Source organism: Sphingomonas sp. PAMC 26621, assembly GCF_000251145.1.
GTDB lineage: Bacteria > Pseudomonadota > Alphaproteobacteria > Sphingomonadales > Sphingomonadaceae > Sphingomonas.
Window position 1 is genome coordinate 1 of the sequence record NZ_AIDW01000022.1, and the last position, 14,503, is coordinate 14,503.

Here is a 14,503-nt window from a genome sequence, read left to right on the forward strand (position 1 = left end):
GTCGGAAGCAGGCACGGCCCCACCCCCAACCCCTCCCCCGAGGGGGAGGGGCTTAGAAGAGACGATCCCCTCCTCCACCAACCACCGCGCGAGCTTCGCTACGCGCGCGACCTTGTCCGCGACCGTGCCGAGCTTCTCGTGGAACACGATCCGGTCGAGCTTCTCCGCCTGCGCCTCCAGCGGCACCTTCAGATCGGTCTCGTAAAAGAACTTCGCATCCGACAGCCGTGCGGCGAGCACCTTGCGGTTGCCCTCGACGATCTTCTCGCCGCCATCGACCGCATCGATATTGGCGGTGCAGACGAACGCATCCGCAAGCGCGCCACCGGCATCGCGGCACACGAAATACTTCTGGTTCACGCGCGCTGTCAGCTGGATCACCTCGGGCGGCACGCTGAGGAACGCAGCATCGAAACGCCCGAGCAACGGCACCGGCCATTCGGTCAGCCCGGCATTCTCGGTCAGCAGCCCCTCGTCCTGGACCAGTTCGAGCCCGGCCTTGCGCGCGGCCATCGTCGCGCCGAGCGCGATGATCTGGCGGCGTTCGGCCTGGTCGACGATCACGTGGCAGGCGCGCAATTTCTCGACATAATCGTCCGCCGAGCCGATCGTGATGATGCCCGGATGATGGAAGCGATGCCCGACGGTGGCGGCACCGCTGGTGATGCCGGCGATCTCGACGGGCACGATCTCCTCGCCGAGCAGCGCGACGATCCCCTGCAGCGGGCGGACCCAGCGCAGCGATTCCATCGTGGTCGAGGCCCCGCCCCAGCGCATCGCCTTGGGCCAAGGGAAGGCGCGGATGATCGCGGGGATCGCCTCGGCGAGCACGCCGGTGGTGGCGCGACCCGCACGCTCGATCACCGCAAACAGCACGCCGTCGCGCTCGACGAGTTGCTCGCGCGTGAGGCCGGTCTTGCGGAGGAAGCCTTCGTGCGCCTGTGGCGGCGCGCTGGCCTTGGGGCCCTTGGTTTCCTCGGACACCGCCGCCGTCTCCAGCGGCAGGCCGCGCGCGATCAGCGTGAGGCGGCGGGGCGTCGCGTAGGTGACCAGCTCGGTCGCGGCAAGGCCGGCTTTCGCCAGTTCGGCGGCGAACAGCTTGGCGAGATCCTCGCACGCGCGGTCCTGCATCCGCGCGGGGATTTCTTCCGAGCGGAGTTCGAGGAGGAAATCGGTCATGCGGGCACCGTTGGGAGGTTAAGCGCAGTCGTGGAGAAGGATTGGCTCGCACAAAGGCACAAAGACACGAAGGGAAGAAGGCGGAGAAGTCGACGGTCGTCAGCGCCAAAAGCCGAGCGCAGCTCCATCGCATAACCGGGAGCAGACCGACCGGCGGACACGAAGCGCAGCATCTTCGTGCCTTTGTGGCTTTGTGCGAGAAAACCCTTCTTCTCACACAAAGCCACAAAGCCACTAAAAGAGGAAATGCCTGCGGCGCGGATCACGCGGTCCACCCCGGATAGGCGGCCTGCCACGCGGGCGAATGCTTCTCGATCCACGCCTGGCAGCTGCCCTTCGCGAGATCGCGCACCCGGCCCATATACGCCTGCCGCTCGGCGACCGAGATGACGCCGCGCGCCTGCAACAGGTTGAACACGTGGCTAGCCTTGATCGCCTGCTCATAGGCCGGAATCGGCAACCCCGCAGCGAGGCTGTTCTCGCATTCGGCGACATGCTTGCGGAACGAATCGAACAGGCTGTCGGTGTCGGCTACTTCGAAATTCCAGGTCGACATCTCGACCTCATTCTCGTGGAACACCTCGCCGTAGGTCACGCCCGCGTCGTTGAACGCGAGGTCGTAGACGCTGTCCTTGTCCTGGATGTACATCGCGAGCCGCTCGAGCCCGTAGGTCAGCTCGCCCGCGACCGGCTTCATGTCGAACCCGCCCATCTGCTGGAAATAGGTGAACTGGGTGACTTCCATCCCGTCGCACCAGACTTCCCAGCCAAGGCCCCAGGCTCCCAAGGTCGGCGACTCCCAGTCGTCCTCGACGAAGCGAATGTCGTGGCGGGTGAAATCGATCCCGATCGCGGCGAGCGAACCGAGGTACAGCTCCTGCAGATCCGCCGGGCTCGGCTTCAGGATCACCTGATACTGGTAATAATGCTGGAGCCGGTTGGGGTTCTCGCCATAGCGACCGTCGGTCGGGCGGCGGCAGGGCTGGACGAAGGCTGCGTTCCACGGCTTGGGGCCGAGCGCGCGCAGCGTCGTGGCGGTGTGGAAGGTCCCCGCCCCCATTTCCATGTCATAGGGTTGCAGGATCAGGCATCCCCTGTCGCTCCAATAGTCATGGAGCGTCAGGATCATCCGCTGGAAGCTCATCGGGCGATCGGTCATGATGCGGTGGCTTTGGCGCAGTGCCGCAAGGGGGTCAACGCCTCATCGGAGGCTGTTAACCGCTGCGCGTTTAGACGATAGCACGGCGGCCACCGCCGGACACGCATCGGGATCAACGTCATGACCATCACCCGCCCCCTTTTCGCGCTGACCGCGCTGTTGCTCGCTGGTCCCGCCGTGGCGCAGACCGCCACCGCTCCCATTACCCCGCCCGTCGCGATGCCCGCCACCCCGCACGCGGCGACGATCCCCGCCGACCCCGCCTTGTGGGTCGTGAAGGACAAGGACACCACCGTCTATTTGTTCGGGACGGTCCACGCGCTCAAGCCCCATTTGGGATGGTTCGATTCGGCGGTGAGGAAAGCGTTCGATTCGAGCGGTCAGCTGATGCTCGAGATCCCGCTGCCCGATCCGGCCACCGCGCAACGCGTGATGCTCCCGCTCGCGACCGATACGTCGGGCGTGCCACTGACGCAGAAGCTCCCCGCGGGGGACCGTGCCGCTTATGCCGCGGCGATGACCAGGCTCGGCATTCCGCCCGCCGCGCTCGAAAAGTTCGAGCCGTGGTTCGTCGCGGTGACGCTGTCGCAGCTTGCGCTGCAAAAGGCCGGGTTCAGCGCCGCCGATGGCGCCGAGGCGGAACTTACTGCCGCCGCAACCGCCCAGCGCAAGCCGGTCGCGGGCCTCGAAACGCTCCAGCAACAGCTCGGCTATTTCCACAATCTCTCGCAAGCCGATCAGGTCGCGTTCCTCGTGTCGAGCGTGCAGGACATCGACAAGTTCGACGGCATGATCAACGCGATGCTCGATCGCTGGAAGGCGGGCGACGCCGAGGGGCTGAGCGCGCTGATGAACGAGGACCTGACCAGCCAGCCCAACCTGTACCGCGTCCTGCTGGTCGAGCGGAACAAGCGTTGGGCGACGTGGATCGCCCAACGGATGAAGAAGCCGGGGACGGTGTTCATCGCGGTCGGCGCGGGGCATCTCGCGGGCAGGGACAGCGTGCAGACGCAACTGGCGAAATACCGGCTCAAGGCCGTGCGCATCCGCTATTGATGCGGTGGCTGCTTGCTCTGGCGCTTGCGCTGCTCGCGGGATGCGACCGCGCGCCACCCGTCGATGCACGGCCGGCGCTGTGGCGGGTCTCGGATGGCGACACGACGATCTGGCTGCTCGGGACGATCCATGCGTTGCCACCCGGCGTTCGCTGGGAAACGCCCGAGGTCGCCCGCGCGATCGCCGCGGCGGATACGCTGATCCTCGAGGTGCCGCCCGCGACCGCGGACGCCCATGCGCAGTTCGAGGCAATCGCGCGCCGGCCGGGCCTGGCGCCGCTGGCTGCGCGAGTCACACCGGAGGACCGGCAAGTGCTCGCGCGCAGCATCGCCGCGGCGGGGCTGACGGAAACGGACCTGCAGGGGTATAAGACCTGGGGCGCGGCGCTCGTGATCGGCGCGGCGGGCGGGCATAGCAGCGACGCCTCGGCGGATCGCGGGATCGAGCCCGTCCTCACCGCACGGTTTGCGGGCAGGACGATCGGCGCGCTCGAAACGCGCGAGGGGCAGTTGCGCCTGTTCGACCGCCTGCCCGCAGCGGCGCAGAAGGCGCTGCTGCGCGAAGCGGCGCGCGACGCGCTTGATCCTGCGCGAGGATATCAGACGCTGCTGGCGGCGTGGGTGAAGGGCGATTCCGCTGCGCTTGCCGAAACGCTCGAATCGGTCCGGGGCGACCCGACGCTGGCGCAACCGCTGATCGCCCAGCGCAACAGACGCTGGGCAAGCGCGATCCTGCGGCGGATGGCGCGGCCCGGGCGCGTGCTGGTGGCGGTCGGCGCGGGGCATCTGGTGGGGCCGGGGTCGGTGATCGACCTGCTGCGCGCGCGCGGCGTGCGGGTGGCGCGCGTGGAGTAACGGCACGACGCGGCACCGCCCACCCGCCATCTTGCCTTTTCCCGCGCCTTCCCCTATGCGATCGCGCTTCGGTCAGGGTCATCCCTGGAGGCTTGGCCGGAACATACCACATCAAGTATTTCGGAGCATTGCAATGAGCGAACAGATGACGCTCGCAGCCGAGACGCGCGAACAGGTTGGCAAGGGAGCCTCCCGTTTGCTTCGTCGTGAAGGCCGCGTCCCCGCCGTAATCTACGGCAATAAGCAGGAACCCCTGTCGATCCACGTCGAGGAAAAGGCGCTGATGCGTCTGCTCAACACGGGTCACTTCATGAATTCGGTCGTCATGCTCGACGCCGGTGGCCAGCAGGTTCGCACCCTGCCCAAGGACGTCACCTTCGACGTCGTCACCGAGCGTCCGGTCCATGTCGACTTCCTGCGGATCGGCGCGCATTCGACCGTCACCGTCGCGGTTCCTGTCGTGTTCGTCGATGAAGACGACGCCCCTGGCATCAAGAAGGATGGCGGCGTGCTCAACGTCACGCGTCACGAGATCGAAGTCGTCTGCGACGCAGCCGAGATCCCTGGCGAGATCAGCATCTCGCTCGCAGGCCTCGAAGTCGGCGCATCGATCCACATTTCGGACGTGAAGCTGCCCAAGGGCGTCGAGCCGTCGATCTCGGATCGCGACTTCGCGATCGCGACGATCGTGCCGCCGACGGTTCCAACCGCGGCGGACGAGGAACTCGACGCAGCGGTTGCCGAAGCGCAGTCGGCTGAGTCCGAAGCAGAGGCCGCTGAAGACGCGGCTGCCGCGGACGACACGTCCGCGGACGACAAGGCCGAATAAGCCTGTCTGCCCCTTCCCGCGTGCGGGGAGAGGCCTGGAAAAAGGGGACAGTCTGCGGCGCGTGCGTCCGGCAGGCTGTCCCTTTTTCGTGAATTCACTATTGAGCTTCTTCCTGCCCGTTCGTTTCGAACGAAGTCGAGAAACCTGGCACAGCGCAGGGTTTCTCGACATCGCTCGAAACGAACGGGATGAGAAATACAGCGGGCAGGCAGAACACGACATGCAACTCTGGGCCGGTCTCGGAAATCCCGGTGCGCAATATGCGCTCAACCGGCACAATGTCGGGTTCATGGCGGTCGATACGATCGCCGAGATGCACGGCTTCGGCAGCGTCAAGAAGGCGTTCCAGGGCTGGACCCAGGACGGGCGGATCGGCAGCGAGAAGATCCTGCTGCTCAAGCCCGCCACCTTCATGAACGAAAGCGGCCGCAGCATCGGCGAGGCGATGCGCTTCTACAAGCTCAGCCCCGCCGACGTCACCGTCTTCTACGACGAGCTCGATCTCGACCCGTTTCGCGTCAAGGTGAAGACCGGCGGTGGTGCCGCCGGGCATAACGGTATCCGCTCGACCGCGCAGCATATCGGCGAGGACTTCCGCCGCGTGCGGATCGGGATCGGGCATCCCGGGCACAAGGACAAGGTGTCGCCCTATGTGCTGGGCAATTACGCCAAGGCCGAGATGGACCCGCTGAGTGACGTGCTCGGCGCGATCGCGGCGGAGGCCTCGTGGCTGGCGGCGGGGGATGACCAGCGGTTCATGAGCGACGTGGCGTTGCGACTTGCGCGGTAGAAGCGGATCGGCGGAGCTACTCCCGTCTCTCGCCTCCCCGGCGAAGGCCGGGGCCCAGTAGCGAGCGGTTCATGGCGAGGGCAGCGCTCCGATCCGTCGACCTGCGCTGCTGGGCCCCGGCCTTCGCCGGGGAAGTAAAGGGTTGCGGACGGCCCTCGATTAAACCTGCGGCGTGTACCGCTCGAACAACCGCTCGCGCACCAGCAGCGCGAGCAGCGCCGCATGCTCCTCCGCCGGAACATGCGCGAACCTCGCGCGCAATTCCTGCGCCGAGAAGGCCGGGCGCGTCAGCGCATAGTCCGCCACCGTCCCGAACGTTCCGAGCGGATGCGCCCCGCTTTGAGTGCGCAGGACCATACCCACGTCGTGCCATTCGACCTGCGCCGGACGCTGGGTGCGCGCATAGCTGTCGAGCGCAAGCCGCTTGGGCAGCGTGAAGGCATAGTCCGATCGCGTTCGCGCGCGTTGCGCGTCGATCACCGCATCGCGAATCAACGGGCTGCCGGCAAGTTCGCCGAGCCTGCGTGCCAACGCCTGAAACTGCGCTTCGAGCGGCTGGCCGTCGTCGCTCCGCGCATCCGCCAGATATGCGCGGAACGCGGGCTCGCGCAGCGCCGCTTCTTCCAGTGCGCGCAGCAGCGCCATCGCGCCGAGCGGCGCCACCGCGAAACTGACGTGCAGCGACGCGCCTTCCTGCGCCAGCGCATCGTGATAGCAACCGCGCGGCAGATACAGCACATCGCCCGGCCGCATCCGGACTTCGGCCATCAGGTCCCCCCGCGCCGCGTCGATCTGGCGCTGGACCTCCTCCCCGCCATGCGGTGCGCTGACCGGATTTTCGGCACGGTTGCGGTAAATCCGCCAGACCTTCTCCCCTTCGCACTGGAGCGCGAACACGTCATGCAGGTCGTAATGCGTTGCGAACGCCTGCACGCCCTTGAACGAGCAATAGACGTTGGCGTTGGTCAGCGCCGCGAACTCCGTCCCGAGCAGCGTCGTCCAGCGCCGCAACTCGGGCGCGATCCGCTCGACGTCGTCCGCGACGAGGCTTGCGCCCATGCCGAGGAAGACTCCGACCCGCGCCGGGTCCGCGCGGCGCGTGTCGATCGGCGCGGCGGGATCGCCGTCGAGATAGAAGTCCGGCAGGATCGGCCGACTGTTGAGGATCAGCTTGAGGTTGGCCGCGGTCCAATGCCCGCCGGTGCCGAGCAGTTCGGAAAACCGCTCCCAGGTGAGCAGGCTGCCCCTGCCCCCCGCAGGACTCGGCAAATGGACCGGCTGCCGGTCCCAATAGTGCGAGCGGAAGGTCTCGACGTCGAGCGGGGCGACGAGATCGGACAAGGCGACGCGAGAAAAATCCACGCGCGAAGCCTAGGTTGCACCGCATCCCTTGGCAATTGCGGCGCGCTGGAGGATAGGCGACAGCCATGAAAACCTCCCCGGTCCGCAGCCTGTTCGCCACGCCGTTCTACGACGGAAAACTGAAGGACGCGGCGCTGGTCGCCGAGCTCGACCGGTCGTGCCGGATGCTCGCGGAGGACGATCGTGCGGGGCGGACCTGGGCCAAGGCGCACGGCTATCGCGGCTACACCTCTTACGCCTCGCTCGACGACCTGCCGATGCGCGACCCCGCGTTCGGCGATCTCGTCAAATTGCTCAACAAGCATGTCGCCAAATTCGCAGAGGCGTGCGCGTTCGATCTGCAGGGCGGGAAGCTCAAGCTCGACAGCCTGTGGGTCAATGTGATGAAGCCGGGCGGCACGCATTCGGGGCACGTCCACCCGCACAGCGTGATCTCGGGCACGGTCTATATCGCGGTGCCCGAGGGCGCGGGCGCGCTCAAGCTCGAAGATCCGCGGTTGCCGATGATGATGGCCGCCCCGCCGCGCCTGCCCGATGCGCGCGAGGACCAGCGGACGTTCGTCTATGTCGAGCCCGAGGCGGGGAGCGTCTTCCTGTGGGAGAGCTGGCTGCGGCACGAAGTCGCGCCGGGGACGGCAAAGGCCGAGCGGATCAGCATCAGCTTCAATTATCGGTGGTGATGGCTTTGCGGAGCAGCCTTAGCGTCACTTGCGCGCTTTCCCCTCCCCCGTCCTTCCCGCGAACGCCGGAATTCAGCGATACTAGCGGTTCGTAAGGCAAGCGCAGCCAGCCAGTATGGACGCCCCCCTTTGCCGGGATGACGGATGAGGGGATGGGTGGCCGCGTCAGAACGCGTAAGTCATCACCACATCCGCAACCGGATTGCGCGCGGTCCGCTCCGCACTGCCCGCGCCCGGCATGGTCTCGTCCGCATACATGGCGGTCGAGCGACCGACCATCATCCCGCCCTCGACCCCGATCTTCATCCGATCGCTGACGAACCGGTCGTATCCGGCGAGCGCGACCGGGGCGTAGCCTTCGTAGCCGTCGCGCAGATTGACCGCGCTCGACCCACGCCTGGCGGCCATTCTCGACCCGGCCATCCGCGACGTGGCGCGGTAGCTCATATGGTAGCTGCTGCCGACCGACACGCGCAGGCCGCTGTCGCCGTCGAGGTATGCGTCGCGCATGCCGGACCCACGCGGGCGAAGCCGCCTTTTGAGCGACGTTCCGAGACTGCCGTCATCGCGCTTCGCGACGCGCAGATCGTAGGGCACTTGCCGGGGCTGATGCCCCAGCGCGGTTTCACGCGCCGGGTCCGTCAGGACGGTGCGCATCGCGCCCGGCCGGACTGGCATGGTGGCCGCTTCCATTGGAGAGCCGATCCCCTCCACGGAGGGTTCCGCCTGCATCGGCAGAACGACCGCCTTGAAACGGGGAGCCGGTGCCGCACCCGCTGCGGTCGACGTCAGAACAAACCCAAGCCCGACATACCAGAACGATGGTCCCCGCATCACGCCATCCCTGTCGAAATTCCACGCCGTCCGCGTCCGGAGGACATGAACTCGCTGATGCAAATCAATCGCATGACCGGAGGGTTGGTTCCGCCACGCGGGCACTTGCGTGCGACATGCTGGCATTTCCGCCCGCAAGGCCCTATCGCGCAGGCTTCCTCTTCAAACTGCGCTTCAAGGACCATCATGGGATTTCGCTGTGGGATCGTCGGGCTGCCCAATGTCGGCAAGTCCACCCTGTTCAATGCGCTGACGCAGACGGCGGCGGCGCAGGCTGCCAATTACCCGTTCTGCACGATCGAACCCAACGTCGGCAACGTCGGCGTCCCCGACGAACGCCTCGCCAAGCTGGCGGGGGTCGCGGGTTCGGCCAAGATCATCGAGACGCAGCTCGGGTTCGTCGACATCGCCGGGCTGGTGCGCGGCGCGTCGAAGGGCGAAGGGCTCGGCAACCAGTTCCTCGGCAATATCCGCGAAGTCGACGCGATCGTTCACGTGCTGCGTTGCTTCGAGGATGACGACGTCACCCATGTCGAGGGCAAGGTCGACCCGATCGCCGATGCTGAGACGGTCGAGACCGAGCTGATGCTGTCCGATCTGGAGAGCCTCGAGAAGCGCGTCCCCAATCTCGCGAAGAAAGCGACGCAAGGCGACAAGGAAGCCAAGATCGGCGCGGCCGTGCTCGGCCAGGCACTTGAATTGCTCCGCGAAGGCAAACCCGCGCGGCTAACCGTGCCGAAGGACGAGGACGAGGCGCGCGTCTTCGCGCAGGCGCAGCTGCTCACCGCCAAGCCGGTGCTCTACGTCTGCAACGTCGAGGAAGCGAGCGCCGCCGAGGGCAACAGCCAGTCCGCGCGCGTGTTCGAAAAAGCGAAGGCCGAGGGCGCGCAGGCGGTCGTCGTCTCCGCCGCGATCGAGGCCGAGATCGCGACGATGGACGCCGAGGAACGCGGCGAGTTCCTGTCGGAACTGGGGCTCGCGGAAACCGGCCTCGCCCGCGTCATTCGCGCCGGGTACAAGCTGCTTTCGCTGCTGACCTTCTTCACGGTCGGTCCGAAGGAAGCGCGCGCCTGGACGGTCCATGCCGGGGCCAAGGCCCCGCAGGCGGCGGGCGAGATCCACACCGATTTCGAGCGCGGCTTCATCCGCGCCGAGACGATCGCTTATGACGACTATGTCGCGCTGGGTGGCGAGACCGGCGCGCGCGACGCGGGCAAGTTGCGGCAAGAAGGCAAGGAATATGTCGTCCACGACGGCGACGTGCTCAATTTCCGCTTCAACGTCTGATGGTGCCGGGCGGGTCTGGACGGTGTAGACCCGCCTCCGTGCTCGCCCGGATGATCCTTGCGCTGTTGCTCGCCGCCTTCGCCTTTCCCGCGATGGCGAACGGGCCGTGCCATGATGCCCCCGCGATGATGCCGATGGCGCATCACGGTGCAGCAACACACCAGATGCCCGGATCCGACGAACGCGGGTTGGCGCCGCATGTCTGCATCGGCTGCATTCCCCCCGCGACGATCGCGCCCCGCCCCGTCGCGACGCCCTTCGCCTATGCCCCGATGCGCCCCGCGATCGTTGCCAGCGCGTTCGCGCCCGGCTTGCGCGCGCCCCCGATCCTGCCCCCTCCGCGACTGTCGGCCTGACTTCGCGCGGCGCGTCCTGCGCCGCGACGCCGTTACTGACACGCGAAGGACTTCCAATGAACCGACCCTTTCTGGTCACGGCCTGTACCGTGGCCGCGCTGCTGCCGTTTGCGGCACGCGCGCAATCTTCCATGCCTGGCATGGATATGCCGATGCCGAAGGCAAACGCGAAACCCGCTGGCATACAGTCAGCCCGTCGCACCACGACCACTCGCACGTCCCCCGCGAAGGCTGCGGCGCCGTTGCGCAGCGTCGTTCCTCATGCCGGGCACCCGACGCCCAAGTACACCACCACTGGGCCCCGGCCTGCGCCGGGGAAGGAAGAAGGGGAAACAACCCCGAAGCCCACGGCAATGCAAGCCATGCCGGGAGTGACGGACGCCGCCCCTTATCGCTCTTCCCCGGCGGAGGCCGGGGCCCAGTCGCGCAGCGTTGATCCTCATGCGGGGCATACGATGCCCGTGGACACGACGACTGGGCCCCGGCCTGCGACGGGGAAGGAAACGGGGGCCGGCCATGCCAGCGACGCAATGTCCGCCATGCCCGGCATGGCGATGCTCCCGATGAACGGCGCGTACGGCGAAGGTTCGGGCACCTCGCGCAACCCGGGCAACGCCGGGCAGATGCTCGGCGAGCATGTCATGGCGGGCGAGTGGGCGCTGATGCTCCACGGCTATGCCTGGGCGACCTATACCGACCAGGGCGGTCCGCGCGGCGACGCCGACCTGTTCGTCCAGTCGATGGCGATGCTGTCGGCGACCAGCGACCTTGGCACGGGCGCGCGGCTGCAATTGCGAACGATGCTGAGCCTCGAGCCGGCAATGGGCGCGAAGGGCTATCCCAACCTGTTCGCGACCGGCGAAACCGCCGACGGGGTCAGCCAGTTGGTCGATCGCCAGCATCCGCACGACCTGTTCATGGAGCTGTCCGCGCGGATCGACGTCGACGCCGGCAAGGGTGCGGCGTTCCTCTACGGCGGCCCGGTCGCCGAGCCAGCGCTTGGCCCCTCGGCGTTCATGCACCGCGCGTCCGCGACCTATCAACCGATGGCGCCGATCACGCATCACTGGTTCGACAGCACGCACATCACCTATGGCGTCCTCACCGCGGGCTATGCCGCCCCGCGCTGGCAGCTGGAGGCCTCCGCATTCCGCGGCCGCGAGCCAAACCAGTATCGCTGGGGGATCGAGCGCCCGAGCCTCGATTCGTGGAGCGTCCGCGCGACCTGGACCCCCTCGCCCGCCTGGGCGCTCCAGGCGAGCCACGGTCGGCTCAAGAGCCCGGAACAGCTCGAGGCCTTCCGCGACGAGGCGCGCACCACCGCGAGCGTGCAATATGCCAGCGGGAGGATCGCGACGCTGCTCGCCTATTCCGCCAAGCACAAATTGCCCGGCCGCGTGCTCAGCGCATGGCTGGCGGAGGCGAATTGGGATCTCGACCGGCACAACACGCTGTTCGCGCGCGGTGAGAGCGTCGCCAACGACGAGCTGTTCCCAGACCCGCGCGATCCGTTCCATGACCGCAAATTCCGGGTCAACAAGCTGGAAGGCGGCTATGCCTATCGCCTGCCGCTGGTCGGGCCGTTCGATGCGGCGCTGGGCGGCGCGGTCGGGGTCTATGCCAAGCCCAAGTCGCTCGACCGGGCTTACGGCACGTTCCCGGTCAGCCTGAGCCTGTTCGCGAAAGTGTCGCTGGCGCGGTGACTTTGTCATTGAAGTGACGCGGTTTTGGCGCAAGGGCGGGCGATGCGTTGGACCACCCGTATCGTCGCCGCCGCGCTTTGCGCTGCCCTGCAAGCCTGCGTCACCGCCCCGATCAATGCCCCCCGCCCCGACCAGGCCCGAGCCAACCCGGTCGTGGCGGCGGAGAAGCGCGCGCCGGTCACGATCCTGATCTCGATCGACGGCTTCCGCCCGGACTATCGCGACCGTGGGGTCACCCCGAACCTCGACGCGCTCGCTACGGGCGGCATCAGCGCGGCGATGCGGCCGAGCTTCCCGTCGATCACCTTCCCCAACCATTATACGCTCGTCACCGGCCTGCGCCCCGACCGCAGCGGGATCGTCGGCAACCGCATGGAGGACGCCCGCCGCCCGGGCGAGGTCTTCACGATGCAGACCGACGACCCGTTCTGGTGGACCGAGGCCGAGCCTTTGTGGGTGACCGCCGAAAAGGCCGGGATCCGCAGCGCGACGATGTTCTGGCCGGGCTCCAACGTCGACTGGAAGGGCGTGCGGCCCGACGACTGGCAGCAATATGCGCACGCGGTCGACGATCGCCAGCGCGTCGATGCGGTGATCGACTGGCTCCGTCGCCCGGCGGCGACACGGCCACGGTTCCTGACGCTGTATTTCGATGCGGTCGACAGCGCTGGCCACAAATACGGCCCCGCCGACGCGCATGTCACCGCGACGGTCAAGGACATCGACACCGCGATCGGCCGGTTGCGCGCGGGGCTCGCCGACCTCGGCCAGCCCGCCAATCTGGTGATCGTCGCGGATCACGGGATGGCGGCGATCAGCGCGGACCGCGTCGTCCGGATCGACCGGATGCTCCCGCCCGCGAGCTTTCATGCGATCACCGATGGCCCCTATGTCGGGCTCGATCCCATGCCCGGGCATGAGGCGGAGGTCGCCCGTGCGCTGCTCGGCGCGCACGATCACCTGCAATGCTGGCGCAAGCGCGAGATCCCGGCGCGCTTCCATTACGGCCAGAACGCGCGCGTCCCGGCCTTCGTCTGCCTTGCCGAGACCGGCTGGCTTGCCTTGACCAAGGAAGCGCCGATCGACCACCCGACCTCCGGCGGCACGCACGGTTTCGACCCAGCGGCTCCCGAGATGGCGGCACTGTTCATCGCCAACGGGCCGGCGATCAAGCCGCTCGGGGCGCTTGCGGGGTTCGACAATGTCGACGTCGCGCCGCTGTTGCGCGACCTGATCGGTTTGCCGGCAGATCCGCGGCTGGACAGCGACGACGCACCGTTCCGGGAGGCTCTCAGAAAATAACGCGATGCGCGCGGCCGGCGGCACTGCTGTCAACTACGGCGCTCCGCGCCTCATTCGCCGCTTGCACTCGGCGTGTCGGCGTACAAAAGTCCCGTAATGCAATATTTCGAAGATCTCGAGGTCGGCACCAGACAGGCGTTCGGTCGATATGAAGTCCAGCGTGACGAGGTCATCGGGTTTGCGACAGCCTATGATCCGCAGCCCTTCCATCTTTCCGACGAGGCCGCCGCCGCGACGCATTTCGGCCAGCTGTCGGCGAGCGGCTGGCATACCTGCGCGATGACGATGGCGATGGTCGTCGCGAACCTGGAGGCAAACCAGCAGGCCGGGCTTGGCTCCCCGGGGATCGATGAACTGCGCTGGCTCAAACCCGTCTATCCAGGCGACACGCTGCGGTGCGAAACCGAGATCCTCGACAAGCGCGCTTCGCGTAGCCGCCCCGAAATGGGGAGTTATCGCAGCAAGATGACGGTGCTCAACCAGGATGACGTGGTGGTGATGACGTTCGTGTCGACCGGGCTGATCCGGACGCGACCGCCCGCCGCATAAAGTTCTCCGGCATCGCGCCGGGACGCGCTTCGGACGCCCCCGGCGCAAGGCCGGGGGGCATCGAAGATCATGCCGTCGCGTTGATCACCGGTGGCCTCGGGCACCACCCGGACGGCCGCCTCCATGAGCTCCAAAGCCGCCGCGACCGCCATACCCGCCGCGGCCACCGAAGCTGCCCCGACCGCCGCCGCCCGGGCGTCCCTGCACCCCGTAATCGCGCCACATCGGACGGATCTCACGGTGTGCACCGCGCCAGCCCTGCGATCGGCCCTGCCAATAGCCCCGCTGCTGGTCATTCCAACGATACCGACGGTTCGACCGGTCGAACACATAATAGCCGGTGCCGGGATAGTAATAATCGTTGTTCCAGCCCCAATACGGATCGCCGGTGTAACCGCCGTAATAGGGGTCCCACGCAGCGCTGTTATAACCGAGGCCAACGCCGCCATAGCCGTACCCCTCGTTGCAGCCGGTCAGCCCCATCGCGGCGGTCAGCGCGGCGGTCGCCAGCGCAACCTTCGCAAAACGGGGGGAAAGCTTTGAAACGAACGACATGACGCGAC

At 67.1% G+C, this 14,503-nt stretch carries 15 protein-coding genes; 10 read left to right on the top strand and 5 right to left on the bottom strand.

Going from position 1 to position 14,503, the window contains the following annotated elements; translation table 11 throughout:
- Both glyS and RI03_RS12755 read right to left on the bottom strand, forming a co-directional pair.
- The coding region (glyS, locus tag RI03_RS12750; protein WP_010217828.1) for a glycine--tRNA ligase subunit beta at positions 1-1,179 on the bottom strand (1,179 nt) is incomplete at its 3' end.
- Positions 1,180-1,441: 262 nt separating this feature from the next.
- Entirely contained in the window at positions 1,442-2,338 is an 897-nt protein-coding gene (locus RI03_RS12755; protein WP_010217829.1) for a glycine--tRNA ligase subunit alpha, read from the bottom strand.
- Positions 2,339-2,458: 120 nt separating this feature from the next.
- Here RI03_RS12755 and RI03_RS12760 point away from each other — a divergent pair, with 120 nt between their 5' ends.
- The 4 genes from RI03_RS12760 (at position 2,459) to pth (ending at position 5,867) form a co-directional block, all read left to right on the top strand.
- The gene (locus RI03_RS12760; RefSeq protein ID WP_010217830.1) at positions 2,459-3,394 is read left to right on the top strand and encodes a TraB/GumN family protein; all 936 of its coding nucleotides are present in this window, start codon (positions 2,459-2,461) and stop codon (positions 3,392-3,394) included.
- A complete protein-coding gene (locus tag RI03_RS12765; RefSeq protein ID WP_010217831.1) occupies positions 3,394-4,248 on the top strand; it encodes a TraB/GumN family protein in 855 nt (284 codons plus the stop codon). Before RI03_RS12760 ends, RI03_RS12765 begins: the two co-directional genes overlap by 1 nt.
- A gap of 133 nt (positions 4,249-4,381) precedes the next feature.
- Positions 4,382-5,077, top strand: coding sequence for a 50S ribosomal protein L25/general stress protein Ctc (locus tag RI03_RS12770; RefSeq protein WP_010217832.1), 696 nt, complete (start codon positions 4,382-4,384; stop codon positions 5,075-5,077).
- 220 nt (positions 5,078-5,297) lie between these two features.
- A complete protein-coding gene (pth, locus tag RI03_RS12775; protein ID WP_010217833.1) occupies positions 5,298-5,867 on the top strand; it encodes an aminoacyl-tRNA hydrolase in 570 nt (189 codons plus the stop codon).
- Positions 5,868-6,026: 159 nt separating this feature from the next.
- Here pth and RI03_RS12780 read toward each other — a convergent pair whose 3' ends face one another.
- Positions 6,027-7,229, bottom strand: coding sequence for a JmjC domain-containing protein (locus RI03_RS12780; protein ID WP_010217834.1), 1,203 nt, complete (start codon positions 7,227-7,229; stop codon positions 6,027-6,029).
- Between the two features lie 65 nt (positions 7,230-7,294).
- Between RI03_RS12780 and RI03_RS12785 the strand changes: the two genes are divergently transcribed.
- Positions 7,295-7,909, top strand: coding sequence for a TIGR02466 family protein (locus tag RI03_RS12785; RefSeq protein WP_010217835.1), 615 nt, complete (start codon positions 7,295-7,297; stop codon positions 7,907-7,909).
- 165 nt (positions 7,910-8,074) lie between these two features.
- Here RI03_RS12785 and RI03_RS12790 read toward each other — a convergent pair whose 3' ends face one another.
- Positions 8,075-8,743: a hypothetical protein gene (locus RI03_RS12790; protein ID WP_010217836.1), complete on the bottom strand. Its 669-nt coding sequence runs from the start codon at positions 8,741-8,743 to the stop codon at positions 8,075-8,077.
- A 186-nt stretch (positions 8,744-8,929) separates the two neighbouring features.
- Here RI03_RS12790 and ychF point away from each other — a divergent pair, with 186 nt between their 5' ends.
- From ychF to RI03_RS12815, 5 genes are all read left to right on the top strand, one after another.
- Positions 8,930-10,030: a redox-regulated ATPase YchF gene (gene ychF / locus RI03_RS12795; protein WP_010217837.1), complete on the top strand. Its 1,101-nt coding sequence runs from the start codon at positions 8,930-8,932 to the stop codon at positions 10,028-10,030.
- A gap of 38 nt (positions 10,031-10,068) precedes the next feature.
- A complete protein-coding gene (locus RI03_RS12800) occupies positions 10,069-10,386 on the top strand; it encodes a hypothetical protein (protein ID WP_238542358.1) in 318 nt (105 codons plus the stop codon).
- A gap of 455 nt (positions 10,387-10,841) precedes the next feature.
- Positions 10,842-12,089, top strand: coding sequence for a hypothetical protein (locus RI03_RS12805; protein ID WP_443208555.1), 1,248 nt, complete (start codon positions 10,842-10,844; stop codon positions 12,087-12,089).
- Positions 12,090-12,131: 42 nt separating this feature from the next.
- Positions 12,132-13,391, top strand: coding sequence for an alkaline phosphatase family protein (locus RI03_RS12810; protein ID WP_010217840.1), 1,260 nt, complete (start codon positions 12,132-12,134; stop codon positions 13,389-13,391).
- Positions 13,392-13,487: 96 nt separating this feature from the next.
- Positions 13,488-13,940, top strand: a complete 453-nt coding sequence (locus RI03_RS12815; protein WP_010217841.1) for a MaoC family dehydratase — start codon at positions 13,488-13,490, stop codon at positions 13,938-13,940.
- Positions 13,941-14,024: 84 nt separating this feature from the next.
- Here RI03_RS12815 and RI03_RS12820 read toward each other — a convergent pair whose 3' ends face one another.
- Positions 14,025-14,495 carry a hypothetical protein gene (locus RI03_RS12820; protein ID WP_010217842.1) on the bottom strand — a complete coding sequence of 157 codons (471 nt, stop codon included), beginning with the start codon at positions 14,493-14,495 and terminating at the stop codon, positions 14,025-14,027.
- Between the last annotated feature and the right edge of the window lie 8 nt (positions 14,496-14,503).

What these genes read in the sequence shown, in the direction of transcription:
- RI03_RS12755 (WP_010217829.1), bottom strand. Translation starts at nt 2,338, where the DNA reads ATGACCGATCGCCCGATGAGCTTCCAGCGGATGATCCTGACGCTCCAT.
- RI03_RS12760 (WP_010217830.1), top strand. Translation starts at nt 2,459, where the DNA reads ATGACCATCACCCGCCCCCTTTTCGCGCTGACCGCGCTGTTGCTCGCT.
- RI03_RS12765 (WP_010217831.1), top strand. Translation starts at nt 3,394, where the DNA reads ATGCGGTGGCTGCTTGCTCTGGCGCTTGCGCTGCTCGCGGGATGCGAC.
- RI03_RS12770 (WP_010217832.1), top strand. Translation starts at nt 4,382, where the DNA reads ATGAGCGAACAGATGACGCTCGCAGCCGAGACGCGCGAACAGGTTGGC.
- pth (WP_010217833.1), top strand. Translation starts at nt 5,298, where the DNA reads ATGCAACTCTGGGCCGGTCTCGGAAATCCCGGTGCGCAATATGCGCTC.
- RI03_RS12785 (WP_010217835.1), top strand. Translation starts at nt 7,295, where the DNA reads ATGAAAACCTCCCCGGTCCGCAGCCTGTTCGCCACGCCGTTCTACGAC.
- RI03_RS12790 (WP_010217836.1), bottom strand. Translation starts at nt 8,743, where the DNA reads ATGCGGGGACCATCGTTCTGGTATGTCGGGCTTGGGTTTGTTCTGACG.
- ychF (WP_010217837.1), top strand. Translation starts at nt 8,930, where the DNA reads ATGGGATTTCGCTGTGGGATCGTCGGGCTGCCCAATGTCGGCAAGTCC.
- RI03_RS12805 (WP_443208555.1), top strand. Translation starts at nt 10,842, where the DNA reads ATGCCCGTGGACACGACGACTGGGCCCCGGCCTGCGACGGGGAAGGAA.
- RI03_RS12810 (WP_010217840.1), top strand. Translation starts at nt 12,132, where the DNA reads ATGCGTTGGACCACCCGTATCGTCGCCGCCGCGCTTTGCGCTGCCCTG.
- RI03_RS12815 (WP_010217841.1), top strand. Translation starts at nt 13,488, where the DNA reads ATGCAATATTTCGAAGATCTCGAGGTCGGCACCAGACAGGCGTTCGGT.
- RI03_RS12820 (WP_010217842.1), bottom strand. Translation starts at nt 14,495, where the DNA reads ATGTCGTTCGTTTCAAAGCTTTCCCCCCGTTTTGCGAAGGTTGCGCTG.